The organism is Pusillimonas caeni, assembly GCF_003545815.1.
GTDB classification, from domain to species: Bacteria; Pseudomonadota; Gammaproteobacteria; order Burkholderiales; family Burkholderiaceae_B; genus Pusillimonas; species Pusillimonas caeni.
The window spans coordinates 53,658-78,108 of record NZ_PDUW01000008.1 but is presented as its reverse complement, the minus strand read 5'-3'; the positions used below and the strand labels follow the sequence as shown (position 1 = coordinate 78,108).

Here is a 24,451-nt window from a genome sequence, read left to right as displayed (position 1 = left end):
ACCGGTGGTCCGCCAAGCGTGCCGCTCAGACAGCTGCGGGCTTGCACCCCCCTAGCCGGGCGCCCAAAAATAACAGGGTACTCGGCTTGCTCGGACGTCGCCCAAAATAGGAGTCCGCCCCGCGCCTCATGGATTCGAAGGTTGCGGCGCGTGCCTCGCTCGCAGACCGTCTGCTTGCTCCGATGCAGTCCCTGTGATGCGGGGGTGTGCTTGGGCGGGCATTGGTGGGAGAGCCAGGCGCCGCTGAAGGGAGGGCGAAGGCCCGGACGAAGCGGACAGGCGTGCCCGGAGGGCCGACCGCCGCTGCCCGCCCAAGCACACTCCCGCATCACAGGGACGGGGCTAGAACCAGCAGCACGTCATAATAAAAGCTAGAAGCGTCACAAGTCACAAGCATTATGCGCGGGAGACTTCCGCTCACCTCTTGACGTCCTCCGCTCCCACCTGTTAAATTATATACATAACGTTCATAAATGAACAAAAGCAGACAACGGAAGAAACGAACCAAAGGACGGATCAAGTCATGAACACACCCCTCATCGGCATCTGCGGCGGCGGCATCGGCGGCTTGGCGGCGGCCATTGCACTTCGCAAGCTCGGCCAGCGCGTCGTCGTCTTCGAACAGGCCCCCCAGTTTGCACGCGTCGGCGCCGACATCAACCTTACTCCCAACGCCGTGCGCGCGTTGGACGGCCTGGGTGTCGGCGACGCCCTGCGCGAAACGGCTGCACGGCCCGCCTTCCGCATCAGCCGCGACGGTTATACCGGCGAGGAAACCTCCCGTCTGGCCATGTCCAGCGCCGCCGAAGAAAAATACGGCGCGCCGCAGCTCACCATGCATCGGGCGGACCTGTTGACCGCCCTCGAAGCGGCGGTGCCGGCCGATTGCATCAAGCTGGGCAAGAAGGCGGTGCGCATCGAGCAGGTCGACGGCAAGGTCCGGCTGGACTTCGCCGACGGCAGCAGCGAGACGGTGGATGCGCTGGTGGGCGCCGACGGCATCCATTCGGTGGTCCGCACCGCCATGCTGGGGCCCGAGCAGCCGCAGTTCACCGGCGTGGTAGCCTATCGCGCCGTGGTGCCGGCCGATCGCTTGGTGGGCTGCGTCGATCTGGACTGTTTCACCAAATGGTGGGGCGACCGGCCCGAGGTGCAGGTGGTGTCCTTTCCCTTGAATCAAGGCAAGGACATCTTCATCTTCGCCACCACGCCCCAGCCCGAATGGCAGCTGGAATCCTGGACCGCGCCCGGCGATGTGGCCGAGCTCAAGGAGATCTACAGCGACTTCCATGCGGATGCGCGCGCGCGCCTCAATGCCTGCACCGAGGTGTTGAAGTCGGCGCTGTATATACGCGACCCTCTGCCGCACTGGTACCAAGGCAATCTCGTCCTGCTTGGCGATGCGGCCCATCCCATGATGCCCTTCATGGCTCAGGGCGCCGGCCAGGCGGTGGAAGACGCGGTGGTGCTGGCGCGCTGCATCGCCGAGCCGAGCTTCGATAGCCTGCAGCAAGCCTGGACGGCATACCAGAATGCGCGCCTCGAACGCACCAGCCGCATCCAGATCGCTTCGCGCAGCAACACCTGGCTCAAAGAGGGCGGCAACGCCGATTGGGTCTATGATTACGACGCTTGGTCGGCGCCCCTGAAATGAACTGAGGCCTGCCGACGCTAAATTTTCAGCGTCAGCAGGCCCAGGGCGGGGCGCCATGCTCGAAATGAATGGGGCGCGTCATGTCCACAATCAAGAACACGGGAGGGCGTCATGTCTGAACAGGATGCCGCAAAGGGCCTTGTCACGCCGGTCATGCGCGGCATGCGGCTGCTGCGCTACATTGCCGAGGGCGGCAACACGGGCAACCTCAGCGAGGTCGGCCGCCTGATCGACGTCAATCGCGTCACGGTGATGCGCCTGCTTGCTACGCTCGAGCACGAAGGCCTGATCGAACGGCTGCCGCAAGGCGGGCATCGGGTCGGCATGGCTTTCCTGACCCTGGCCGCTTCGGCGCTGGGCTCGGTCGATCTGCTGGGAGAGGGCCGGCTCATGGTCGAGCGGCTTTCACGAGAGCTCGGGGTGTCGGCCTATCTGGTCGTGCTGGAAGGCTACCACGTGGTCTATGTGCATCGCGAAATGCCCGAAGGCGGCCTGGTCAGCCACATCCGCGTCGGCAGCAGGGTGCCGGCCTTTCTGACCGCCCCGGGCCGTGCCATGCTGGCCCAGCTCGACGATGGCGAGGTCAAGCGCCTGTGGTCGGCCTGGCGCGACGGCGAGTCCGACAAGCAAAGCGCCGCGCGCATGGATGCGGTCCAGTTCGCCAAGCAGCTGGAAGAGGACGGCAGCAAGGGCCACGCCTGGAGCTTTTCGGGTTACGAGGCCGGCATCAACGCCTGCGCGGCCGCCGTCAAGGCGGGAGGCGGCAGGCCGGTGGCGGCGCTCAGCGTGGTCGCGCCTCAGCCGTTGTTCGACGCGGATTCCAGCTTGCGCGAACGCATGCAGCAGGGCGTGGTGCAGGCGGCCCGTGACCTATCCCGCGTGGCGGGCGGTTGAGGCGGGCGCGCGGTAGTCCAGGCATTCCGACAATTGGGCCGCGGCGGCCACCACGCTGTCTATCAGCGCCTGGCGTTGCGGCTCGGGTATCCTGGCGTCGGGCACGGTAATGCTCAGGGCCGCCGCCACCAGGCCTTCCTGGTTGAAGACCGGCGCGGCGACGGTGGAGATATTGGATTCGAAAAAACCTTCGGCGATGACGTAGCCCCGTTCCCTGTCCGCCTTGAGCAACTGGTACAGCGCTTCGACGGTGGGCGGTGTATGGCGGCCGTAGGGCTGCAGCTGTTCTTCGGGATAGAGGGCGCGCAAGGCGTGCAGACTGTGGTGGCTGAGCAGAACCCTGCCCAGCACGGTGGCGTGGGCGGGCAGCCGGGTGCCGATGTGCACCGAGCTGGTAAAGATGGAGCCGGCAGCGGCTTTTTGTACGTAGACGACGTCGCGGACGTCGCGTATGACGAGGTTGGCCGAGTAATTGAGTTCGTCGCGCAGGCGTTCGAGTATGGGGCGTCCCAATTCGGTCAGCGTCTGCGAGGCCAGGTATTCGAAGCCCAGCTTGAGCACCGCGGTGCCCAACTGGTATTCGCGCCCGTTGTTGGCTTTTTCGACGAAGCCCAGCGATTCGAGCGTGACCAGCAGGCGAAACACGGTGGTGCGGGGCACGTCCAGGCGACGCGCGAGCTCGGGCGCGGTCAGCGTGGGGGTTCGTCGTGTGAATTCGGTCAGTATCCGCAGGCCTCTTTCGAGGCCGGGTACGGAATACTTGGAAGTGTCCTTGCTGCTCATGCCTGCGTTCCCTGTTGCCACGGCGCGCCGCATGGGCGGCGCCTAGGGCCTGTTAACGCTAACAGGCCTAGCCTGGATAATACTGGCCCGGATAATACTGCATCGCTTGCGCCACGTCACAGTCGAGGCGCCCGAAGGCGTCGATTTCGATCGTCAGGCCCGGAAAGGCCAGCGCGCCGACCTGGACCAGCGTCGAGCACGGATAGACCGGCCCGAAAAATTCGGCGCGCAGCCGCGAGACTGCTTCTTTGTCGGCGATATCGGTAAGGTAGACCACCAGCTTGTAGACATTGCCGCGCGTGCCGCCCGCCGCCCGCATGGTGGCATCGATGCGCTCCAGGATGCGCCGGCCCTGCGCCTCGGTGGACAGGGCCTGCCCGGATGCGTCCACGGCGGGATGGGCAGTGACGCCCGACATCATGACTTCGTTGCCCAACACCAGGCAGTTGGACCATGTGGCGTTGGGCGGTTCGGTCGCGTCGGGCACCACGACCCGCTTGACGGGCGTCCAGGTGTGCATGCTAGTTCTTGCCGCTGAGTTGTTCGATGGCAAGCTGGCGCAAGCTGCGGCGCAGGCGTGTGACGGCCACATCGTGCTGGTACAGATGCTCGCGCTTGTTGGCGTCGGGCTCCATCACTTCGAGTATGACGCGGTCTTGTTCCACCACGTCCCAGTGGCGCGCTTCGAGACGGTTCTTGTACAGGAAGCGCCACGAGTCGCGCTCCCAGCCCGAGACCTTGCGGTTGCGCCAGAAGAACACGGCCGATTTGCCGTCCTGCATGGGCGTGGCGAAGGCCGCAATGCCGAAGCTGCCGCCGGGGCCGCCGCTCTTGGGATAAGGAATGTCCAGCCGCGCCCAATGGATGCCGGTGTCGGCGAACTCGGTCCAGTCGAAATTGACGTCGCGCTGCGCGGCTTTTTCAAAAGAGAAGCCGTGCTCGGTGTCGCGCAGCTCGAACTTGGCCGCGCGCGCGCCCGCCGCCATGCTGTGCGACTGTTTGTGCAGAAAGGTGCCGTGCATGGGGTCCATGACGTTGTCCAGCACGTAGCGATAGTCGACGTCCCACTCGAGGTAGCACAGGAATTTTTCGTATTCGTCCGAGGTGAGCTCTTCGGGCAGCACCAGCGGAGGCGGCTCATCGATGTTGGTGTACGAGTTGTACAGGAAGAGGGCGCCGTGGGCTTCTTTGACGTGGAAGGCCAGCGTGGGGCGCGAGCCTTCGAGTTTGCAGCCCGGGCTGCCCGGAACTGCGATGACGGTGCCTTTGCAGTTCACCTCGACCCCGTGGTAGCCACAGGCGATGCGGTTGCCCAGGGGAATGCCGGCCGAAAGCGGGGCGCCGCGGTGGGGGCAATGGTCTTCGAGGGCGTAGGGTGTGCCGTCCGCGTCGCGCCAAAGCACGATCTTGTGGCCCAGGCGGCGCAGGGATACCGGAGTCTGCTGAACGAAGTGCGAGGGGCAGATGGCGTACCAGCGGTTCTGTATGCCGTTGGCGAGGACTTTTTCGACTTCGACGTCGGAGGGATTGGTCGTCATGGTGGCTTTCCTTGATGGTTCAGTCGGCGCCCAGACGCTTGAGTTCGGCGGCAAGCAGCTCGGCCGTCCACATCTGGGAGGTTTCTTGAGGCTGGGGACCGTGGTCGTTCAGGTAGGCGACCAGGCCTTCCAGTTCGACGATGTCCGCGGTGAAGGCGCGCTCCAGCGAATCGCCAAGCAGGTTCTCGTAGGCGGTGGGTTCCCGCTTGCGGGCTTGATGGGGTTGCAGATACAGCTGGGACATTTTTACTGACCTCCGTTTTTGACACGTTCTTTGATGCGTTCGCGCACGGGCACGAAATCGTAAGTAGGAAAGCATTCGGTGCTGAATACACCCCAGGCCGAACGCTCGAGCTCGACGTTGACGGCCGGGATGAGGTCGACCGGCACGCGCAGCGTGACGATCTGGCCGAAACCCATGGCGACCGTCCAGGACACCACTTCGACGCCCTGGGGCGGAAAGCGGTCCCACCACTGGCTGGCCTTGAGCTTGGATTGAATCATGTCCAGGTTGTTGGACTGATCGTGCTTAAGGAAGATCGTCAGTAAAGTGCTTGCATCGGACGACATGGGTTCTCCAGCCGGCTCTTATGAAATATGAAACGAAAAAGCACGGCGGCCCTGTCGCGACATGGGCAAGCCGTTTGTTCCATATATTAAACAACGTTTTATTGATTAAAAGTTTAGGTCTAGACCTGCACCGCTCACTATTAGTAGAAACCCTAGAATTTAGTAGCGTAAGTTCCTGAACCAAGGGATATCCCTAATACAACACACCTGAGCCAGGAATTAAAGTTTGTTTAATTCACAAAACGTCAGTTCATATATAAAACGTTTGGTGGGCTTTGTGCAAGGCGTCCGCGGGCGCCAGTGCACGATGCGGTGCAATCAGAGTCAAGGAGCCAGCCCCCTATGGTTGAGATCGAATTCAGAAACGTCGGCAAATCATTCGCCGATCCCAAGACCGGCCAGCTGCGCCCCGCAGTGTCCAATATATCGCTGTCCATCGCCAAGGGCGAGGTCGTGTCCATCATCGGCCCCTCGGGCTGTGGCAAGAGCACTTTGCTCAACATGGGTTCGGGGCTGTATGCTCCCACCTCGGGCGAGGTCTACGTTGCGGGCAAGCGTGTCACCAAGCCAGTGCGCGAAGTCGCCTTCATGCTGCAAAAAGACCTGCTCATGCAATGGCGCACCATCGAGGACAATGTCGCGCTGGGCCTGGAAATAGCCGGCGTGGCCAAAGCGGAACGGCTCAAGGTCGCCAACGAGCTGCTGCGCAAATGCCATCTCAAGGGCTACGAAAAGAACTACCCCCATCAATTGTCGGGCGGCATGCGCCAGCGCGCGGCCCTGGCCCGCACCCTGGCGGTGGACCCCCAGGTCATGCTGCTGGACGAACCGTTTTCGGCCCTGGACGCCCAGACCAAGATGATTCTTCAGCAGGACCTGGCGCAATCGCTGGCCGAGAACGGCAAGACGGCGCTGTTCATCACCCACGACCTGGTCGAGGCCATTGCCCTGTCGGACCGGCTGCTGGTCATGAGCGAGCGTCCGGGCACCATCATCGAAGAAATCATCGTCGATCTGCCGCTGCGGGACAACCCATTGCAGCGCCGCAAGCTTCCAGAGATCGGCCCCCTGCAGGGACGGCTGATGGATCTGCTGAAGATAGGCAAGGACGAAGACGCCGCGGTTCACTGATTTTCACATGCAAGTCCGAAGTAACGTCGTACCGGCTTACAAGCCTCATCACACCAGCAAATAAAAATCCCAGACTCAGGAGAACATAATGAAGAAACTACTCACCGCCGTCATGCTCGGAGCATGTGTCTCGATGGCCTCGGCCCCCGCGCTGTCGGCCGACAAGCTCGAGTCCATCACCTACCTGCTGCCGGCGCCCAAGAACCTGCCCGCATTCGCGCCCTGGCTCATCGCCCAGCAGCAAGGCTACTTCAAGGACGAAGGCCTTGACGTCACTTTCGTCTCGGGCAAGGGCGGCGTCGACGTGGCCAAGCAGGTCGGCGCGGGCAACGCCCCCATCGGCGGCGCCATCGGCGATACGCCCATCATCGTGCGCGCCAACGGCGTGCCGGTCAAGGCAGTCGCGCTCATGGGCGCGGGTTCGCTCACCCTGATCGCATCGCACGAGAACGCGCCCATCGACGAGCCCGAACAGCTCAAGGGCAAGACCATCACGGTCATGGCCTACACCGACACCACCTACTATTCGCTGCTGGGCACCATGCAGAAAGCCAAGCTCACGCGCAACGACGCCGAGATCCAGGCGGCGGGCCCCGCAGGTGTGTGGCAGTTGTTCGCCTCGAACAAGGCCGACGCCATGGCCGCCGTGCCCGACTGGGTCGCCACCGTGCGCCAGAACGGCGGCAAGGTGCATCTGATGGATCCCGCCAAGGGCTTCAACAGCATGGCTCAGGCCATGATCGCGTCGGACGACACCATCAAGAACAATCCCCAGCTCATCCAGCGCATCGTGCGCGCCACGGTCAAGGGCATGGAGTTGATCATGAAAGACCCCGAGACGGCGCTCAAAGCCTACATCGAAGCGGTTCCCGCGCACAAAGAGCGTGTCGACGAAATGCGCGAGGTCTTCCGTCTGTACAACAAATACGTGTACGCCAACCAGGCCGTGCCGGGCAAGATGGACCCCGAGCGCCTGGCGGCCGTCCAGGACTTCTACGTGGCCCAGGGCATTGTTGACAAGGCCGCGCCGGTCGAAGAGCTGTACACGAATCAATTCATCGAGGCTTCACAATGAGTTTGGATTCGACCACGGTAGTCAGTGCGTCGGCGGGGGCTTCGGCCCCGGCCGACGAAACCAGGAACAACGTATCGCCGGCGCGCAGCGGAGGGCTCAAATTGTCTAAACGTCACGCAGTTACCCTCGGGGGCAGCATCGCCGTGCTGATCGTTTTCCTGGCCGCCTGGCAGTGGCTGCCGGGCTGGCTGGGCATGCCCGAGTTCGTCCTGCCCAAGTTCACGACCGTCATGCAGGAATCCGTCCGCATGTGGCATACGGGCAATTTCCTCGAGCATTTCGGCTACACCGCGCTCGAAGTGGTGCTGGGCTTCATCCTCGGCGCGCTGCTGGGCCTGTTCGTCGGTGTCGTGCTGGGCCTTTCGCCCACTACCGAGTCGGTGCTTTCCCCCTACATCCTGGCCTTGCAGATCGCGCCCAAGGTGGCCTTCGCGCCCCTGTTCGTGATGTGGCTGGGCTATACCATCTACCCCAAGATACTGGTTGCGCTGCTCATCGTGTTCTTCCCGATCATGGTCAACGTGCTGTCGGCCATCCGCACGGTCGATCCCGACATGGTCAACCTGGTGCGCACGCTCAATGCCAGCCGCTGGCAGATCTTCCGCCTGGTCGAGTTCCCGTCCTCGCTGCCGGCCCTGTTTTCGGGCCTGCGCATCGGCGCTACGCTGGCGGTCATCGGCGTGACGGTGGGCGAACTGGTCGGCGGCAACAAGGGCTTGGGCTTCCTGCTGGTCGACGCCGAAGGGCAGGGCAATACCGCTGGAGTGTTCGTGGCCATCATGGGCCTGACCGTCATCGGCATCGTGGCTTATGCGGCCGTGGTGTGGGTCGAGCGCCGCTGCCTGCACTACATCCCCAAAGCCACCGTGACCACGGCTTGAGGGCGAGGCGAGCATGAGTGATTCAAACAGCCGCAAGCAAGCCGCCCTGCTCGAAGGACGCAAAGTGCTGGTCACGGGCGCGGCCCGAGGCCTGGGCCTGGAGTTCGCCCGCAGCATCGTCCGGAACGGCGGAGCGGTCGTGCTGGCCGACATCCTGGCCGAGCAGGCCGAGGAAGCGGCGCGCGCTTTGCGCGACGAAGGCCATCAGGCCCATGCCGTCGCGCTCGACCTGAACGACCCCGCCTCCATCGAACAGTGCGCGGCCTTCGCCGTTCAGGCGCTGGGCGGGCTGGACGGCCTGGTCAACAATGCCGGCATGACGCATTCGGGGGGCAAGAACCTCGAACAGATCGAGCTCGACGTATGGGACGAAGTCATGCGCATCAATGTGCGCGGCACCTGGCTGATGTCGCGCGCCTGCCTGGCGTCGCTGCGGGCGTCGGGGCAGGGCAGCATCGTGCATCTGGCTTCCGACACCCCCATGTGGGGCGCGCCCAACCTGCTGGCCTATGTCGCCAGCAAGGGGGCCATCATGTCGATGACCCGGTCCATGGCGCGCGAGCTCGGCGGCGACGGCATTACCGTCAACGCGGTCGCCCCGGGCCTGACCCTGGTCGAGGCGACCGAATACGTGCCCCGCGAACGGCACGATCTTTACGAAAACCAGCGCGCGATCCGGCGCGCCCAGGTGCCCGACGACGTCAGCGGCGCCGTCACGTTTCTGTTGTCCGGCCTGTCGCGTTTTGTGACGGGCCAGGTGTTGGCCGTCAACGGCGGCTTTGTGATGCATTGATATAAAGGTGATAGCTATGAGCGAACAGGTAGTGGCTGAACAACAACGCAGCTGGGACCAGCCCGAGGGCGCCAGTTTTGAAGAGTGGATGAACACTCGCATCGCCCGGTTTTCCACCCGCAAGTACGATTGGGACGCCCTGAAGTTCCAGGCCGACTTCGATCCCAAGTACCGCCGCGCGCAAATGCGCTATGTCGGCACCGGCGGCACGGGCGTGGCCAGCGACGTCAACACGGTTCCGTCCGAGAACTTCACCTTCTCGACCATGGTGATCCCCGCCGGCCACGAAGGTCCGTCGCACATCCACCACGACGTCGAGGAAGTCTTCTTCGTCATTCGCGGCAAGCTCAAGCTCATCCTCGAGAAGGACGGCGAGCGCTACGAAACCATTCTGACCGATCGCGACCTGGTCTCGGTGCCTCCCGGCGTCTACCGCGAAGAGATCAACATCGGCGACGAAGACGCGCTGATGTGTGTGTTGCTGGGCGCCAAGAAGCCGCAGATCCCCAACTATCCGCCCGAGCACCCGCTTTCCAAGATCAAGCGCTAAAGAAATGGCCAGCGGCACTGCGCAATCCCTCGCGTCGGGCGTGCCGCCCGCCGCTTCCGGCTTTGCCGAGAACACCGTCCGCGTCAAGGACGGTGTTCTGGGTTACCGGGAGACCGGTTCGGGGCGTCATACCATCGTGCTTTTGCACGGCATCAGTTCGGGCTCGGCTTCGTGGTCCGAATGCGCCGCCGTGCTGGGCCGGCGGGCGCGCGTGATCGCCTGGGATGCGCCGGGCTACGGCGCCTCGACGCCGCTGCCGCATGCAACGCCCGCGGCGCCGCATTACGCGGCACGCCTCCGCGATCTGCTCGATGCGCTGGGGGTGGAGCAATGCCTGCTGGTGGGGCACTCGTTGGGCGCCCTGATGGCCGCGGCCTACAGCGGCCTGCCGCATCATCGGGCCGGCAGCTTCGTGCTGATGAGCCCGGCCCTGGGCTATGGCGCTCGCGGCGAACAGGCCCGGCAAGTGCGCGACAAGCGCCTGGCGGCCCTGCGAGACCTGGGCATAGAAGGAATGGCGCGCAATCTCCCCGATCGCCTGCTTACCGGCCGGGCCGGCCAAGCCGCCCGCGATACAGTGCGCGGCAACGCCTTGCGTCTGCGGCCGGAAGGCTATGCGCAGGCGGTCGAGCTGTTGTGCGGCGACGATATCGACCGCTACACGCCGCCCGTGGAGGCAACCCGGGTCTATTGTGGCGAGCACGACGTGGTCACCACGCCGGAGCAATCCCGCGAATACGCGCAGCGGCATGGCTTTCCCTTCGCGCTCATCGCCGGCGCGGGGCACGCCTGCTATGTCGAGCAGCCCGAGGCCGTGGCCGCTTGCATATCGGAGGCACTGGCGGAACCAGCAGCGCCGGGAAGAACAAAGACATGAGTGAAGTACTGAAGATGGGGGCGACGGACAAATACATCGTGCCGGGTCTGGAGCGCGGTCTTCGCATACTGGGCGAATTCAGCCGCAAGGACTCCGTGCTTTCCGCGCCCGAGCTGGCGCGCCGCCTGGACATTCCGCGTTCGACGGTGTTCAGGCTGCTGTCCACGCTCGAGGCGCTGGGCTTCGTCGAGCGCGACGCGGGCGGCCGCGACTATAGCCTGGGCTTGGCGGTGTTGCGGCTGGGCTTCGAATGCCTGGCATCCAAAGAGCTCACCGAGCTGGGCCGGCCCATACTCGACCGCCTGCGCGACAAAGTGGGCTATTCGTGCAATCTGGTGGTGCGCGACGGCCGTTCCATTGTCTACGTGGGCCGCTCGGCCGTCCCGTCGCCGTTCGCCAACATGGTTTATGTGGGCACGCGCCTGCCGGCGCACTCGACGCTTTTTGGCCGCGTGCTGCTGCGCGATCTCAGCTACAGCCAGTTGCACGACCTGTATCCCGAAGAACGGCTGCATCAGGCCACCGACAAGACTCCGGCGACGGTGGCCGAGCTGTTCAAGCTGATTCAATCCGACAAAGAACGCGATTATGTCTTCGAGCCGGGCTACTACGAAGAGTCCATCGCGACGCTGGCGGTGCCCGTGTACGGCCGGGGCGGCGCGGTCATAAGCGCCATCGGCGTCACCCTGCCCAGCGCGCACATCGAGAAGCTGGACCTGAAAGAATTATCGGCTGCCGCCTGCGACGCGGCGGTCGAGTTGTCGCAGTTGCTGGACCATATCGTTCCCGGCACGGACATATCGGCAACTCAGAACGAGAGGAAACAATGATAGACCTTCAAGGAAAAGTGGCGGTCGTCACGGGCGGTTCATCGGGCATAGGCCTGGCGACCGTCAGGCTGCTGCTTGAGTCGGGTGCGGACGTCGCCTTGTGCGGACGCGACCGGCAGCGCCTGGACGAAGTCGCCGCCGAGCTCGTGCAGGCCTTCCCGTCGCGGCGCATCCTGGCGCGCACCTGCGACGTGCTGCAGCCCGGACAGGTGGCGCATTTCGCCCAGACGGTGCAGAGCGAGCTGGGCGACGCCACCATACTGATCAACAATGCGGGGCAGGGCCGCGTGTCCACCTTCGCGGATACCGACGACGCGAGCTGGGAGAACGAACTCAAGCTCAAGTTCTTTTCGGTCATCCATCCCACCCGCGCCTTTCTGCCCCAGCTCGAGCAGAGCGAGTACGCGGCCATCGTCTGCGTCAATTCGCTGCTGGCCGCCCAACCCGAGCCCCACATGGTCGCCACCTCGGCGGCCCGGGCCGGCGTCATGAACCTGGTGCGCTCGATGGCCACCGAATTCAGCTCCAAGGGCATACGCGTCAACGGCATCTTGCTGGGGCTGGTCGATTCGGGCCAATGGCGCCGGCGCTACGAACAGCGCGAGGACGCCTCCCAGACCTGGGAAGACTGGTCCGGTTCGCTCGCCAAGCGCAAGAACATTCAACTCGGCCGGCTCGGCCGGCCCGAAGAAGCCGCCCGCGCCATAGTTTTTCTGGCCACTCCGCTGTCGTCCTACACGACCGGAAGCCACATCGATGTTTCCGGAGGAGTATCCCGTCATGCCTAAGCACAACACTGAAGTTACGGTAGGGGCGGCGATAGCCGCCTTCCTGGAGGAATGCGGCGTCAAAACGGCGTTCGGCGTCATCTCCATCCACAACATGCCCATTCTGGACGCTTTCGGCGAACGCGGCGTGATCCGCTTCATTCCCGCGCGCGGCGAGGCGGGCGGCACCAATATGGCCGACGCCTATGCGCGCAGCACGGGCGAACTGGGCGTCTGCCTGACCAGCACCGGCACGGCGGCCGGCAATGCGGCGGGCGCCATGGTCGAAGCCTGGACGGCCGGCACGCCCATGCTCCATATCACGGGCCAGATCGAAACTGAATACCTGGATCGCGGCTTTTCCTACATCCACGAAGCGCCCGACCAGCTGAGCATGCTGCAAGCGATATCCAAGGCGGCCTTCCGGGTGCGCGACGCCCGGACCGCTCTGGCCACCGTCAAGCAGGCCGTGCAGGCTGCGCTGACCGCGCCCACCGGCCCCGTCAGCATCGAAATTCCCATCGACGTCCAGCAGGCATTGATCCCCATGCCGGAGAACCTCAAGCCGCTGCAGGTTCCGGTATTCCAGCCCAGCGCTCAGGCTCTGGACCGTCTGGCGGACAAGCTGGCCTCGGCGCGCCGTCCCATGCTGTGGCTGGGCGGCGGTGCGCGGGGCGCCGGCGCGGCCGTCGAGCGCTTGTTGAAACTGGGCTTCGGCGTCGTCACCAGCACGCAGGGGCGCGGCATCGTGGCCGAGACCCATCCGCAGACGCTGGGCGCCTTCAACCTGCACAAGCCCGTCGAGGCCTTCTATCAAACCTGCGACGCCATGCTGGTGGTGGGCTCGCGCCTGCGCGGCAACGAGACCCTCAAGTACCAGCTCAAGCTGCCGCGTCCGCTGTATCGCGCCGACGTCGACCCGCAGGCCGAAGGCCGCTGCTACGATAGCGACGATTTCGTGCAGGGCGACGCCGCGCTCGTGCTGCAAGGGCTGGCAGACCGGCTGGAAGGCCGCCTGAAAACCGATCCCGCCTTCCTGGACGATCTCGCGGCGGCCCGCAAGACGGCCGTTGCCGGCCTGGTCGACGGCCTGGGTCCCTATGCCAAGCTGGTCGAGTCGCTGCAACAAGCCGCCGGCGAGAACTTCAACTGGGTGCGCGACGTCACCGTCTCCAACAGCACCTGGGGCAACCGTTATCTGTATCTGTTCGATCCCAAGGCAGGCGTGCACGCGCTGGGCGGCGGCATCGGCCAGGGCCTGGCCATGGGCATCGGCGCCGCCATCGGCGCCGCCCAGACCGGTTCGGGCAAAAAGACCTACACCCTGGCCGGCGACGGCGGTTTCATCCTCAACCTGGGCGAATTGGCCACTGCGGTGCAGGAAAACGCCGACATGGTCATCGTCCTGATGAACGACAAGGGCTACGGCGTCATCAAGAACATCCAGGACGCCCAGTACGGCGGGCGCCGCCACTACGTCGACCTGCATACGCCCGACTACGCGGCGCTGTCGGCCTCTCTCGGCCTGCGGCACATCCGTGTCAGCGACCTGGCGCAGATGGGCGAGGCCCTGAAGCAGGCCACAGCGCAGCGCGGCCCCTTCATGGTCGAGATCGACATGCTGTCCATCGGCAAGTTCAAGACGGCCTTCGCCGGCCCCCCGGTCAGCGAACCCGAGCCCGTCGCGGCGGGGTCGTGATGCCGGGCACGCTCAAGCGAGTCGCGATGGTGGGCTTCGGCGCCATCAGCCAGGCGGTGCTCGACCTCACCAAGCACGACGAAGGGCTGTGCATCAGCCAGCTCATCGTCAGTCCCGGCAAAGAGGACGCCGTGCGCGGACAATTGAACGGCCTCGGCCTGAAGCAGTTGCCCCAGGTATCGTCCGGACTGCTCCTGGGCGCCGAAAGGCCCGACGTGCTGGTCGAGTGCGCCGGGCATGGCGCGTTGACGGCGCACGTGCTGCCCGCCTTGCGCCAGGGCGTGCCCTGCCTGGTGGTGTCGATCGGCGCTTTGTCGGCGCCGGGCATGGCCGAAGAGCTCGAGCAGGCGGCCCGCGAAGGCGGCACCCAGGTCCACCTGCTTTCGGGCGCAATCGGCGGCATCGACGCGCTCGCGGCTGCCCGCATGGCCGGCCTGGATGCGGTCACTTATGTCGGCCGCAAGCCGCCGCTGGGATGGCTGGGTTCGCCGGCCGAAGAAAAGCTCGATCTGCGCAACCTCAAGGAGAAAGCGCTGTTCTTCGAGGGTTCGGCGCGCGAGGCGGCGCGGTTGTTTCCCAAGAACGCCAATGTGGCGGCGACGCTGGCGCTGGCGGGCGTGGGCCTGGACCGTACGCGGGTCGAACTCTATGCCGACCCGGCGGTGGATCAGAACATTCATTACTACGAAGCCCAAGGGGCGTTCGGCAACATGGCCGTGACCATGCAGGGCAAGCCGCTGGCCAGCAACCCCAAGACTTCGGCGCTGACGGTGTACAGCGTGGTGCGCGCCTTGCGCAACCTCGTGTCGCCGCTGGCGGTCTAAAGACTATGCTTGCCGCGTGAGGCGCGGGCGACCCAGGGCGGGGCCCGCATCGGCGGCGAAAGGAAACTCATGAGCAACACAGACATTCTGGACATCTGCATCGCCGGCCAATGGCGTCGCGGCGGCGGTGCGCAATACGACACCCGCTATCCCGCCACCGGAGAAGTGGTGGGTACCCTGAATGCCTCCAGCCCCGAGGATGTCGAAGAGGCGATCCAGGGCGCCCAGAAGGCCTTCGAAAAAAGCGGTTGGGCGCAGCGCAAGCCGCACGAGCGTGCCGCCGTGCTGTACCGCATCGCCCAACTGATCCGCGAAGACGCCGAGCGCCTGGCCCAGCTGCAGCGCCTGGACAACGGCAAGCCCATTTCCGAGACGCGCGCCCTGGTGGCCAGCGCAGCCGGCACCTTCCAGTTCTTCGCCTCGGCCTGCGAAACGCTCGAAGAGGCCATCACGCCCGCGCGCGGCGACTACCTCACCATGAGCTTGTACGAGCCCATGGGCGTGGTGGCCGCCATCACGCCCTGGAATTCGCCCGTGGCCAGCGAGGCGCAAAAAATGGCGCCGGCCCTGGCGGCCGGCAACGCCGTGGTGGTCAAGCCGGCTGAGATCACGCCCCTGCTGGCGCTCGAACTCGCGCGCATCTGCGACCGGGCGGGCCTGCCCAAGGGCCTGGTCAGCGTATTGCCCGGCAAGGGCTCGGTCATCGGCGACCTCATTACGCGCCACCCGCTGGTGCGGCGCGTGTCTTTTACCGGCGGCACTTCGGTGGGCCGGCATATCGCGGGCATCGCGGCTGAAAAATTCATGTCCGTGGCGCTTGAGCTGGGCGGCAAATCGCCCACCATCGTGCTCGAGGACGCCGACCTGGACCATGCCGTCAACGGCGTGCTGTACGGCATCTTCAGTTCCAGCGGCGAATCCTGCATTGCCGGTTCACGCCTGTTCGTCGCCAGGCCCCTGTACGAGACTTTCATGCAGCGCCTGGCCGAAGGCGCGCAGCGCCTGCGCGTCGGCGACCCGGCCGATGAAAGCACGCAGATGGGCCCGCTGATCAGCGACAGCCATCGCGCATCGATTGAACGTTATGTGGAAATCGGTGTCAAAGAGGGTGGACGCATACGCACGGGCGGGGAGCGTCCGCAAGGCGATCTGTACGACAAGGGGTGTTTCTACCGGCCCACCATCATCGAGGGCCTGAAAAACACCGACACCATCTGCCAGGAAGAAATCTTCGGCCCGGTGCTGGTGGCCATGCCTTTCGACGACGTGGACGATCTCATCGCCCAGGCCAACGACAGCGTCTACGCCCTGGCGGCCGGCATCTGGACCCGCGACTACAAGGCCGCGTGGCGCCTGGCCAAGGCCCTCAAGGCGGGCAATGTATGGATCAACACCTACAAGCAGTTTTCCATCTCCACGCCTTTCGGCGGCTGGCGCGACAGCGGCCTGGGCCGCGAAAAGGGTCGGGACGGCATACTGCAGTACATGGAACAAAAGAGCGTCTACTGGGGTCTGAACGACCAGCCCCTGCCGTGGGCCAACTAAGGAGCAGTCAATGGATGTAATGGGTATCGACGAAATCACCTACGGGGCCGACGATTTCGACACATGCAAGCGGTTTTTCGCCGACTGGGGGCTCGAACTCGTCTCCGAGCAGCCGGCCAAGCTCGTCTTCTCGACGCTCAACGGCTGTCTTGTCAATGTGGTCAAGACCGATGCTCCGGGCTATCCGGCTCCGATCGAGGTCGGGCCCACCCTGCGCGAAGTGGTGTGGGGCGTGGCGGATGCCGAGGTGCTGCAGCGCATCGCCCAGCGCCTGACCGATGAAAAAGGCTTCCAGAATTCCGGCGAGCGCGTGTCGTGCATCGATCCGGGCGGCATGCTGCTCGGCTTCCAGGTCAGCCGCAAGAAAGAGATCGCCATCGATTGCGGCCAGATGAACACCTGGAACGAAAAGCCGCGCAGGAACGCGCGCAGCCCCATCTACGAAAGAGCCCATCCCATCGAGGTGGGCCATGTGGTGTTCTTCGTGAACAATCTGCAAGAGATGGAAGACTTCTACGTGCAGAAACTGGGCTTCGCGCCTTCCGACCGCTATCCCGGCCGCGGCGTGTTCCTGCGCTGCGACGAAGACGGCGGCCATCACGATCTCTTCCTGCTGCAGACTCCTGACAAGAAAGTGGGCCTGAATCACGTGGCCTTCGCCGTGCGCGACATCCACGAAGTATTCGGCGGCGGCCTGCACATCGACCGCTGCGGCTGGAAGACCCAGCTGGGCCCCGGCCGGCATCCGATTTCATCCGCCTATTTCTGGTACTTCCAGAACCCGGCGGGCGGCCTCATCGAGTACTACGCCGACGAAGACCAGCTCGACAAGGACTGGGTGCCGCGCGAGTTCGAACCCGGCCCGACCCGCTTCGCCGAGTGGGCGGTGGACGGCGGCCTGGACGGCACGACCCGCCGCCAGAAGAACGCCGACGGCCCCGACGGCAAGTTCCTGACCGACCGGAAGTAGGGCGGCTCTGTCGGGGCCGCGCCCCGGCCGGCACGCTGCCTGTGCCGGTTGTTCGCGTAGAGGCTCGCGAGGGTGGTCTCACTGAAAGGCTGCAACTTTTCGAGGTTGCAGCCTTTTTCTTGGGTGCGATCAGACGAAAAAAACGGGCAAGCCCGAAGAGGCAAGCCCGAAAAGTCAAATCAAATCAAATCTACGGATACTACAGGTACTGCAAATCTGCCGGTTTGCCGGTTGAAGGGCTACGAGTAGCGCTTCAACCGGCTTGCGGCATTACTTCAATACTGCTTAGAAGCTGTGACGCAGACCGATCATGACAGCGGTCTGGTTGCCACCGGCCTCAGGTGCGGGAGCGGGGGCAGTGCCACCAGCGGCCGACAGAGCGGACAGACCCTTGTTGCGGATGTAGCCAACCGAAGTGTAGGCAGCGGTGCGCTTGGAGAACGAGTAGGTGGCGCGGGCAACGTAGTACCAGGCCTTGGAGCTTTCGTCGGCATCCTTGTAGCGGATGTAGTTGACCGAACCGTCGAGCGTGACGGCGGGGCTGACTTGATAGGCAGCACCCAGCGACCACAGATCGCTCTTCTCGCCCAGGCCCGGAGCGATGCCGTTGACACCGTCGTTCTTGCGGTTCAAGTAAACCAGGCCGACCTTCAAGGCGTCGAACTTCACGTAGCCGTTGACAGTCCAACGACGGTCTTTGTCGTCTTCACCCAGGCCCTGGAAGTTAGCAAAGTTGTCCGAACCCGTGATGACGTCGTACGCACCGGCAACACCCCAGTTAGCGGTATCGAAGCCGAGGTAGGCGGAGTAAGCCGAGCAGCCCGACTGGTCGGTGTAATCAACGCCGCAGTTGGAGGCAGCGGGGCCGCCGGTAGCAACGGTATCACGGCCGCGAGCATAGGCGGCGCCGAACTTGAAGCCGTTGAAGTCACCGCGATAGGTGATGGAGTTGTCCATCCGCGTGTTGGGGATGTAGTTGTCCAGCGAGCCCAGACCATAGGCGTTGGGGCCCATGATGTCGGCGCCCAGCAGGCTCCAGAACAGCATGTTGTACTGGCGACCGAAGGCGATCTGACCGAAGTCGCCCTTCAGGCCGACCCAGGCCTGACGGCCGAACAGACGGCCACCTTGGCCCGACGTGCCGGTGCCGGCGTTGAAGCCCGACTCCAGGGTGAAGACGGCGCTGAGGCCGTTGCCCAGGTCTTCGGTGCCGCGCAGGCCCCAGCGGGAGGGCACGGATTGAGTCAAGTTGGTGAAGTGGACGGAGCTGTGATCTTCGCCGGTGGCGGGATCATAGATGTTGTTGACATATTCGATGCCGGTATCGACGATACCGTACAGCGTGACGCTGGTCGAGCTTTGCTGCGCGCTAGCCATCATCGGAAATGCCAGGGCGACGCCCAGTGCGAGTGCTTTTAACTTCATTGGTTTTTCTCCAACGTTGATGAAAAAGAATGCTTCTAACCCGTTTGAAACCTCATGCAAAACAAACAACTATGTATCTATTAGTGCATGTTTGATTCGAACTGTAAATTGTGTGAACCACACTTATAACCACAGCTGTCTTGAAAGACGTCTGCAACGACTGGTTCGGTTTAGTGAATCCCCGTATTGGTTGTTATAAGAGTGATCTGATGTTTACTACTGTACGACCGCTTTTTTATGGATTCGAGTTTATATATCGCCTATGGGAGCGACGATAAGGGTTAACCCTTTTTGGCCCGTATCCGGGCAAAAAAACAGCTAAACGTTGGTTATTAGCAACGGATAATGTGACTCAGCTGTTGTTTTTTTGCCGGTTCTCGTAGCAATGGCTACGAATCCGAAAGCAAAAGCCACAAGTACATATTCTTGTAATAACGAGCCCTAGCGGCGGCCGGAGAAGGCGGCCGCCAGGCCCAGCAATGCCAACAGCACGAAAAGGGCCAGGCTCCACAGAGCGTATTCGATGCCCAGCAACGCCACCTGGGCGTCCATGCACGTGGCGTAGATGCCGAAGATCCACGGCAGGCCGGCGTCCAGCCCGGACCGAACCATGAACTGGTCGGCAAAGGTTTGGGCGCAGGAGAACATCTGTGCGGCGACATCGTACTGATACCAGGCGGCCAGCGCGCCTCCGGCGGCCAGCACGGCGGCGGCGCCCGCCGCGATACGCGCCAGCACGGGCCGTATCCGTCCCAGCGCCAGGCCCAGCCAGCAGACCAGCGCAATGCCTATATATATGAGGCGCTGGAATACACACCAGGCGCAGGGCGCCATGTCGAACACATGCTGCGATACCAGCGCCACGCCCACGGCGGCCAGGCACAGCAGGGCGATCAGATGAAGCAGGCGGCGGGTGGCGATGGGCAGATGGCTTGTCATGGAATAGGTAGTATGGATGTATGGGAAGCCGCCGACAGGCTGCGCGCGGCCCCGGTATTGTAGCGGTGCGCGGGCTCTCAGGCCGCCTCGTCCAGGCTGGCCAGCAGGCTGCGCTCGAACTGCAGCTGGCTGCGGGGCTGGCCCAGCACTTCGCCCTCGACGATGAAGACGTCTTCGACGCGGTCGCCCAGGGTCATGATCTTGGCCATGTTCAGATCGATGCTGTGCCGGGCGAAGACCTGGGCCAGGCTGTAGAGCAGGCCGGGGCGGTCGGCCGCGATCAGCGACAGGCGCCACGAGGTGCCGCTTTCATCGGGCTGCAACTCGATGTTGGGCACGATGGGAAACACGCGTGCGCGGCGCGAACGGCGCCGGCCGTAGCCGCCTGCCGCGCGTTTGGCCGTCAGAGGGGTGGCCAGCCTTTCCGCCAGTTCGTGTTCGACCAGGTTGGCCCAGGACCGGAAATCGCGATCGTTGCCGGGCAGCAGGACGATGAAGCTGTCCAGCGCCCAGCCGTGCCGGGTGGTGTGGATGCGCGCCTCTTGCACGCTGAGGGCGCGCTGATCCAGATAGCCGCAGATGTCGACGAAGAGATCGGCTCGGTCCGGCGCATAGACCATGATCTGCAAACCCTCGTTCTGTCCCACGACGCGCGCCTTGACGACGGGCTCGGCCGTGTCGACGCGGTAGTACAGATGGCGGGTGTGCCAGGCGATCTCAGAGGCCTCGTGCCGCAGGAAATACGCCACGTCGAGCTGGCGCCAGAACTGGTCGCGGCTTTCGTCGCGCAGGCCGAGCCGCCGCACTTCGGCGCTGGCTTCTTCGCGGCGCAGGGCCAGCACCGTGCCGCGGTCGGGCTGTGCGCCGCCCAACGCGGTCAGGGTCAGCCGGTACAGGTCTTCCAGCAGCTTGCCTTTCCAGGCGTTCCACACCTTGGGACTGGTGCCGCGTATGTCGGCGACGGTCAGCAGGTACAGGGCGGTGAGGCGGCGTTCGTCGCCCACCCGGCGAGCGAACTCGTGGATCACGTCCGGGTCGGTGAGGTCGCGCTTTTGCGCGAACCGGGACATGGTGAGGTGTTCGCGCACCAGGAACTCCACCAGTTCGGTGTCTTCGGCGCTGATCTGATGGTTCACGCAGAAGCGCCGGGCGTCGCGCGCGCCCAGTTCGGAGTGGTCGCCGCCGCGTCCCTTGGCGATGTCGTGGTACAGCGCCGCCACGTACAGCAGCCAATGCCGGTCCAGTTCGGCGATCAACTGGCTGGCCAGCGGATACTCCTGGGCGTGCTCGGGCATGGTGAAGCGGCGCAGGTTGCGGATCACCATCAGGGTGTGCTGGTCGACCGTGTAGGCGTGGAAGAGGTCGTGCTGCATCTGGCCGACGATGCGGCGGAATTCGGGCAGATAGCGCGGCAGGATGTTCAGCATGGTCATGCGGCGCAGGGCGTGCACGATGCCGCGCGGCTGCTGCAATATCTGCATGAAGGTGTAGCGGTTGACCGGATTGGCCCGGAACTGCGCATCGATGCGTTTGCGCGAATGCCACATGGCGCGCATGATCTGCGCCGACAGGCCGGTCAGCTCGGGGTTTTGCTGCATGACCAGAAAGGCACGCAGCAGCAGGGTGGGCTTGCGCTCGAATTCGTCGGCGCGGCGCACGTCCAGGCGATTGTGCACCTGGCAGAAATCGTCGTCCAGAATCTTGTGCGAACTCTCGGGCACGGGAAACAGCCGCTCTTCGAAGGCCTGCATCAATATGGTGGTGAGCTGGCTGACCACCCGCGCCGCCCAGTAATAGCGCTGCATCAGCAGTTCGCTGGGCCGGCGGGTCTTGGTGGCTTCGAAGCCATAGGTGGCCGCCAGCGCCGGCTGCAGGTCGAACAGCACGCGGTCCTCGCGCCGTCCCGCCAGCAGGTGCAGTTCGATGCGCAGGCGCTTGAAGGCCAGCTCGGCCCGGCGCAGCGCACGGTATTCGGCCGGCGTCAGGATGCCGCTGGCGGCGATTTCCTTCCAGGTATTGCCCACGCCGGCCGCCTGGGCGATCCAGCGCAGGGTCAGCAGGTCGCGCAGGCCGCCGGGAGCCTCTTTGCAATTGGGCTCTAGGGCATAGGGCGTATCCTGATGGCGGGCGTGCCGCTGCACCATCTCCGCGCGCTTGGCCTGGAAAAAGGTCTGCGCGTCCTGCCGTCTTTGCATGGTCTGCGCCAACTGGCGCACCAGCGGCTTGCTGCCGGCGATCCAGCGCAGCTCCATCAGAGCGGTCTCGATCGTGATGTCTTGGGCGGCCTCGCGCCGGCAGTCGGCGATCGAGCGCACGCTGTGGCCCAGGTCCAGGCCCAGGTTCCACAGCGCCGCGATCAGTTTTTCGATGCGGGTTCTATCGTCGGCGCCGGGTTCGCCGTCCAGCAGGATCAGGACGTCGATGTCGGAGTAGGGGTAGAGTTCGCCCCGGCCATAGCCGCCCACCGCCGCCAGCGCCGCGCCCTCGGGCAATGGATGCTGCTTGATCGTTTCGCGCACGGCCTGGTCGGCGATGCGCCGCAAGGCGGCCAGCAGGATATCCGGCCGCAGATGCTTGCGAAAGCTTTCGATCGCTTCGGCCCGCCGCTGGTCGAAGCGCTGGCGCAGCGGCGACGGAGAAGGAGAGTCCATGGCGAGCGTCCGGGTCGGATGGCGGCCTTTGCGGGGCCGCGTGCTTCTAGGCGGCCTGTACGAAGGCGGGCGCGGCAGGCATGCCGGGCGACACGGTAAGCACCTCGTAGCCGGCGTCGGTGACCAGCACGCTGTGCTCCCACTGGGCCGACAGGCTGTGGTCGCGGGTGACGACCGTCCAGCCGTCGGCGAGCTGTCTGATTTCCTTGCGGCCGGCGTTGATCATGGGCTCGATGGTAAAGATCATGCCGGGCTCGAGCCGCACGCCCGTGCCGGGCTTGCCGTAGTGCAGCACCTGCGGATCTTGGTGGAACTTGCGTCCCACTCCGTGGCCGCAGTATTCGCGCACCACCGAGAAGCCCTGTTTTTCGGCATGCTTCTGGATGGCCGAGCCGATGTCGCCCAGCGTGGCGCCGGGACGCACCTGTTCGATGCCCAGCCACATGCAGTCGTAGGTGGTTTCGACCAGGCGCCGCGCCAGGATGGAGGGTTCGCCGATGTAGTACATGCGGCTGGTGTCGCCGAACCAGCCGTCCTTGATGACGGTGACGTCGATGTTCATGATGTCGCCGTTCTTCAGCACCTTGTCGCCCGGGATGCCGTGGCAGATGACGTGGTTGACCGAGGTGCAGATGGAGCCCGGAAAGGGCGGGTAGCCCGGCGGGGCGTAGCCCACGGTGGCCGACTTGACGTCGAGGGTGTTGGTGATGAAGTCCATGCACAGGCGGTCGAGTTCGCCGGTGGTGACGCCGGCGCGCACATGGGGCTCGAGAAAGTCGAGGGCCTGCGCCGCCGCTTGGCAGGCGGCGCGCATCTTGTCGAGGTCGGCGGGGTGTGTTACGAGGTTACTCATGTCAACTTGAACTGTATATCTTAAAGATAGTAGAATTATAGGCTTTCTTTAAATAGCGCTTTTTGAATACCTTTCCTTGGCGGCATTGCGAGAGCAGGCTGATCTGGGAGCTTGGTGCAAGGGAACAGGTTCTTGGAAAGGCTATAGAAAGAAAAGTGTGATCCTTATTTGCCATTGTGGCAAAAATCATTGTGGCAAAAATCGCGTGCGCGGCGACACCAGGGTGTCCTGAAAAGCATTCCGGCAAAACAATTGCCGGCGCTGCTTTCGGATGCAGGCCCGCGTACAAGACCCAACCCTCGGAGAAAACTTATGTCCCTGATGCGAGATATGCTTGAAGCCGGTGTGCACTTCGGCCACCAGACCCGTTACTGGAACCCCAAGATGGCGCCGTTCATCTTTGGTCATCGTAACAAAATCCACATCATCAATCTTGAGCAGACGGTCGGCAAGTACCTCGAAGCCGCCAAGTTCCTGCGCCAGACGGCTGCCCGCGGCGGCACCATCCTGTTCGTCGGCACCAAGCGCGCCGCTCGCGAACTCGTAGCCCAGGAAGCCGCCCGCTGCGGCATGCCCTACGTCGACAGCCGCTGGCTGGGCGGCATGATGACCAACTTCAAGACGGTCAAGAGCTCGGTCAAGCGCCTCAAGGAAATGGAAGCTCAGCAGGCCGAAGGCGCCACCGAGCACATGACCAAGAAAGAAGCGCTGATGTTCGAACGCGAACTCGACAAGCTCAACAAGTCCATCGGCGGCATCAAGGAAATGAACACGCTGCCCGACGTGCTGTTCGTCATCGACGTCGGCTACCACAAGATTGCCGTCGCCGAAGCGCGCGCCCTGGGCATCCCCGTCGTGGCCGTGGTCGATACCAACCACTCGCCCGAGGGCATCGACTACGTCATTCCCGGCAACGACGACTCCGGCAAGGCCATCGCGCTGTACGCCAAGGGCATGGCCGACGCCGTGCTCGAGGGCCGTGAGCAGGCCCTGAACGGCCTGGTCGAAGAAATCGCCGAAGGCGACGACGAGTTCGTCGAAGTTCAGGACGAAGGCGAAGCCTAAGGCCTTCCGGGCGAGCGTCCACGGCGTTCGCCCCGGCGCGCCGGCTTCCGCCCCGGCGCGCGAGGCGACTTTGCACAGGCACCTGCCGGCTCCGAATCCGCCGTGTCCGGCATGCCGGCGCGCCGCCCGGCACACGG

The 24,451-nt window shown here is 64.1% G+C and carries 24 protein-coding genes; 15 read left to right on the top strand and 9 right to left on the bottom strand.

Going from position 1 to position 24,451, the window contains the following annotated elements; genetic code table 11:
- Positions 1-523: 523 nt before the first annotated feature.
- Together CSC67_RS16755 and CSC67_RS16750 are read left to right on the top strand one after the other, a co-directional pair.
- Positions 524-1,654 (top strand): FAD-dependent monooxygenase, encoded by a 1,131-nt coding sequence (locus CSC67_RS16755; RefSeq protein ID WP_118995597.1) that lies wholly within the window; start codon positions 524-526, stop codon positions 1,652-1,654.
- Positions 1,655-1,765: 111 nt separating this feature from the next.
- Positions 1,766-2,548, top strand: coding sequence for an IclR family transcriptional regulator (locus CSC67_RS16750; RefSeq protein ID WP_118995596.1), 783 nt, complete (start codon positions 1,766-1,768; stop codon positions 2,546-2,548).
- On the opposite strand, the gene CSC67_RS16745 is transcribed toward CSC67_RS16750, so the two are convergent.
- The 5 genes from CSC67_RS16745 to CSC67_RS16725 all read right to left on the bottom strand — a co-directional run bounded on the left by CSC67_RS16745 (position 2,525) and on the right by CSC67_RS16725 (position 5,439).
- Entirely contained in the window at positions 2,525-3,331 is an 807-nt protein-coding gene (locus tag CSC67_RS16745) for an IclR family transcriptional regulator (protein ID WP_118995595.1), read from the bottom strand. The two genes, CSC67_RS16750 and CSC67_RS16745, sit on opposite strands and share 24 nt — an antisense overlap.
- A 67-nt stretch (positions 3,332-3,398) precedes the next feature.
- Positions 3,399-3,851, bottom strand: coding sequence for a RidA family protein (locus CSC67_RS16740; protein WP_118995594.1), 453 nt, complete (start codon positions 3,849-3,851; stop codon positions 3,399-3,401).
- Position 3,852: 1 nt separating this feature from the next.
- Positions 3,853-4,869: an aromatic ring-hydroxylating oxygenase subunit alpha gene (locus tag CSC67_RS16735; protein ID WP_118995593.1), complete on the bottom strand. Its 1,017-nt coding sequence runs from the start codon at positions 4,867-4,869 to the stop codon at positions 3,853-3,855.
- 19 nt (positions 4,870-4,888) lie between these two features.
- The gene (locus CSC67_RS16730) at positions 4,889-5,113 is read right to left on the bottom strand and encodes a recombinase-like helix-turn-helix domain-containing protein (RefSeq protein WP_118995592.1); all 225 of its coding nucleotides are present in this window, start codon (positions 5,111-5,113) and stop codon (positions 4,889-4,891) included.
- A 2-nt stretch (positions 5,114-5,115) separates the two neighbouring features.
- Positions 5,116-5,439: a hypothetical protein gene (locus CSC67_RS16725; RefSeq protein WP_118995591.1), complete on the bottom strand. Its 324-nt coding sequence runs from the start codon at positions 5,437-5,439 to the stop codon at positions 5,116-5,118.
- Between the two features lie 342 nt (positions 5,440-5,781).
- Between CSC67_RS16725 and CSC67_RS16720 the strand changes: the two genes are divergently transcribed.
- The 12 genes from CSC67_RS16720 to CSC67_RS16665 all read left to right on the top strand — a co-directional run bounded on the left by CSC67_RS16720 (position 5,782) and on the right by CSC67_RS16665 (position 17,381).
- Positions 5,782-6,570: an ABC transporter ATP-binding protein gene (locus CSC67_RS16720; RefSeq protein ID WP_118995590.1), complete on the top strand. Its 789-nt coding sequence runs from the start codon at positions 5,782-5,784 to the stop codon at positions 6,568-6,570.
- A gap of 88 nt (positions 6,571-6,658) precedes the next feature.
- Positions 6,659-7,645 carry an ABC transporter substrate-binding protein gene (locus CSC67_RS16715; RefSeq protein WP_118995589.1) on the top strand — a complete coding sequence of 329 codons (987 nt, stop codon included), beginning with the start codon at positions 6,659-6,661 and terminating at the stop codon, positions 7,643-7,645.
- A 101-nt stretch (positions 7,646-7,746) separates the two neighbouring features.
- Positions 7,747-8,526 carry an ABC transporter permease gene (locus tag CSC67_RS16710; protein ID WP_118995707.1) on the top strand — a complete coding sequence of 260 codons (780 nt, stop codon included), beginning with the start codon at positions 7,747-7,749 and terminating at the stop codon, positions 8,524-8,526.
- Positions 8,527-8,539: 13 nt separating this feature from the next.
- Positions 8,540-9,319, top strand: a complete 780-nt coding sequence (locus tag CSC67_RS16705) for an SDR family oxidoreductase (protein WP_118995588.1) — start codon at positions 8,540-8,542, stop codon at positions 9,317-9,319.
- A gap of 16 nt (positions 9,320-9,335) precedes the next feature.
- The gene (locus tag CSC67_RS16700) at positions 9,336-9,869 is read left to right on the top strand and encodes a cupin domain-containing protein (protein ID WP_118995587.1); all 534 of its coding nucleotides are present in this window, start codon (positions 9,336-9,338) and stop codon (positions 9,867-9,869) included.
- Between the two features lie 4 nt (positions 9,870-9,873).
- Positions 9,874-10,746, top strand: coding sequence for an alpha/beta fold hydrolase (locus CSC67_RS16695; RefSeq protein WP_118995586.1), 873 nt, complete (start codon positions 9,874-9,876; stop codon positions 10,744-10,746).
- Complete coding sequence (locus CSC67_RS16690) at positions 10,743-11,576, top strand: IclR family transcriptional regulator (RefSeq protein ID WP_118995585.1); 834 nt, start codon at positions 10,743-10,745, stop codon at positions 11,574-11,576. The genes CSC67_RS16695 and CSC67_RS16690 overlap by 4 nt, the downstream gene beginning before the upstream one ends.
- Positions 11,573-12,364, top strand: coding sequence for an SDR family oxidoreductase (locus tag CSC67_RS16685; RefSeq protein WP_118995584.1), 792 nt, complete (start codon positions 11,573-11,575; stop codon positions 12,362-12,364). Before CSC67_RS16690 ends, CSC67_RS16685 begins: the two co-directional genes overlap by 4 nt.
- Positions 12,357-14,042 carry a thiamine pyrophosphate-binding protein gene (locus CSC67_RS16680; RefSeq protein ID WP_118995706.1) on the top strand — a complete coding sequence of 562 codons (1,686 nt, stop codon included), beginning with the start codon at positions 12,357-12,359 and terminating at the stop codon, positions 14,040-14,042. Before CSC67_RS16685 ends, CSC67_RS16680 begins: the two co-directional genes overlap by 8 nt.
- Positions 14,042-14,866, top strand: a complete 825-nt coding sequence (locus tag CSC67_RS16675) for an aspartate dehydrogenase (protein ID WP_118995583.1) — start codon at positions 14,042-14,044, stop codon at positions 14,864-14,866. The genes CSC67_RS16680 and CSC67_RS16675 overlap by 1 nt, the downstream gene beginning before the upstream one ends.
- A gap of 69 nt (positions 14,867-14,935) precedes the next feature.
- Positions 14,936-16,411, top strand: a complete 1,476-nt coding sequence (locus CSC67_RS16670) for an aldehyde dehydrogenase (RefSeq protein ID WP_118995582.1) — start codon at positions 14,936-14,938, stop codon at positions 16,409-16,411.
- Between the two features lie 10 nt (positions 16,412-16,421).
- A complete protein-coding gene (locus tag CSC67_RS16665) occupies positions 16,422-17,381 on the top strand; it encodes a VOC family protein (protein WP_118995581.1) in 960 nt (319 codons plus the stop codon).
- Between the two features lie 285 nt (positions 17,382-17,666).
- Here CSC67_RS16665 and CSC67_RS16660 read toward each other — a convergent pair whose 3' ends face one another.
- From CSC67_RS16660 to map, 4 genes are all read right to left on the bottom strand, one after another.
- Positions 17,667-18,806, bottom strand: a complete 1,140-nt coding sequence (locus CSC67_RS16660; protein ID WP_118995580.1) for a porin — start codon at positions 18,804-18,806, stop codon at positions 17,667-17,669.
- 441 nt (positions 18,807-19,247) lie between these two features.
- Entirely contained in the window at positions 19,248-19,745 is a 498-nt protein-coding gene (locus CSC67_RS16655) for a disulfide bond formation protein B (protein ID WP_118995579.1), read from the bottom strand.
- A gap of 77 nt (positions 19,746-19,822) precedes the next feature.
- Complete coding sequence (locus CSC67_RS16650; protein WP_118995578.1) at positions 19,823-22,396, bottom strand: [protein-PII] uridylyltransferase; 2,574 nt, start codon at positions 22,394-22,396, stop codon at positions 19,823-19,825.
- A gap of 46 nt (positions 22,397-22,442) precedes the next feature.
- Positions 22,443-23,249 carry a type I methionyl aminopeptidase gene (gene map / locus CSC67_RS16645; protein ID WP_118995577.1) on the bottom strand — a complete coding sequence of 269 codons (807 nt, stop codon included), beginning with the start codon at positions 23,247-23,249 and terminating at the stop codon, positions 22,443-22,445.
- Between the two features lie 312 nt (positions 23,250-23,561).
- On the opposite strand from map, the gene rpsB reads away from it, so the two are divergent.
- A complete protein-coding gene (gene rpsB / locus CSC67_RS16640) occupies positions 23,562-24,314 on the top strand; it encodes a 30S ribosomal protein S2 (RefSeq protein ID WP_118995576.1) in 753 nt (250 codons plus the stop codon).
- Positions 24,315-24,451: the final 137 nt, after the last annotated feature.

Coding starts and splice junctions, on each gene's coding strand:
- CSC67_RS16655 (WP_118995579.1), bottom strand. CDS start 19,745: ATGACAAGCCATCTGCCCATCGCCACCCGCCGCCTGCTTCATCTGATC.
- CSC67_RS16650 (WP_118995578.1), bottom strand. CDS start 22,396: ATGGACTCTCCTTCTCCGTCGCCGCTGCGCCAGCGCTTCGACCAGCGG.
- CSC67_RS16725 (WP_118995591.1), bottom strand. CDS start 5,439: ATGTCGTCCGATGCAAGCACTTTACTGACGATCTTCCTTAAGCACGAT.
- CSC67_RS16755 (WP_118995597.1), top strand. CDS start 524: ATGAACACACCCCTCATCGGCATCTGCGGCGGCGGCATCGGCGGCTTG.
- CSC67_RS16720 (WP_118995590.1), top strand. CDS start 5,782: ATGGTTGAGATCGAATTCAGAAACGTCGGCAAATCATTCGCCGATCCC.
- map (WP_118995577.1), bottom strand. CDS start 23,249: ATGAGTAACCTCGTAACACACCCCGCCGACCTCGACAAGATGCGCGCC.
- CSC67_RS16730 (WP_118995592.1), bottom strand. CDS start 5,113: ATGTCCCAGCTGTATCTGCAACCCCATCAAGCCCGCAAGCGGGAACCC.
- CSC67_RS16750 (WP_118995596.1), top strand. CDS start 1,766: ATGTCTGAACAGGATGCCGCAAAGGGCCTTGTCACGCCGGTCATGCGC.
- CSC67_RS16680 (WP_118995706.1), top strand. CDS start 12,357: ATGCCTAAGCACAACACTGAAGTTACGGTAGGGGCGGCGATAGCCGCC.
- CSC67_RS16695 (WP_118995586.1), top strand. CDS start 9,874: ATGGCCAGCGGCACTGCGCAATCCCTCGCGTCGGGCGTGCCGCCCGCC.
- CSC67_RS16715 (WP_118995589.1), top strand. CDS start 6,659: ATGAAGAAACTACTCACCGCCGTCATGCTCGGAGCATGTGTCTCGATG.
- CSC67_RS16700 (WP_118995587.1), top strand. CDS start 9,336: ATGAGCGAACAGGTAGTGGCTGAACAACAACGCAGCTGGGACCAGCCC.
- rpsB (WP_118995576.1), top strand. CDS start 23,562: ATGTCCCTGATGCGAGATATGCTTGAAGCCGGTGTGCACTTCGGCCAC.
- CSC67_RS16670 (WP_118995582.1), top strand. CDS start 14,936: ATGAGCAACACAGACATTCTGGACATCTGCATCGCCGGCCAATGGCGT.
- CSC67_RS16745 (WP_118995595.1), bottom strand. CDS start 3,331: ATGAGCAGCAAGGACACTTCCAAGTATTCCGTACCCGGCCTCGAAAGA.
- CSC67_RS16705 (WP_118995588.1), top strand. CDS start 8,540: ATGAGTGATTCAAACAGCCGCAAGCAAGCCGCCCTGCTCGAAGGACGC.
- CSC67_RS16660 (WP_118995580.1), bottom strand. CDS start 18,806: ATGAAGTTAAAAGCACTCGCACTGGGCGTCGCCCTGGCATTTCCGATG.
- CSC67_RS16685 (WP_118995584.1), top strand. CDS start 11,573: ATGATAGACCTTCAAGGAAAAGTGGCGGTCGTCACGGGCGGTTCATCG.
- CSC67_RS16740 (WP_118995594.1), bottom strand. CDS start 3,851: ATGCACACCTGGACGCCCGTCAAGCGGGTCGTGGTGCCCGACGCGACC.
- CSC67_RS16735 (WP_118995593.1), bottom strand. CDS start 4,869: ATGACGACCAATCCCTCCGACGTCGAAGTCGAAAAAGTCCTCGCCAAC.
- CSC67_RS16665 (WP_118995581.1), top strand. CDS start 16,422: ATGGATGTAATGGGTATCGACGAAATCACCTACGGGGCCGACGATTTC.
- CSC67_RS16690 (WP_118995585.1), top strand. CDS start 10,743: ATGAGTGAAGTACTGAAGATGGGGGCGACGGACAAATACATCGTGCCG.
- CSC67_RS16675 (WP_118995583.1), top strand. CDS start 14,042: ATGCCGGGCACGCTCAAGCGAGTCGCGATGGTGGGCTTCGGCGCCATC.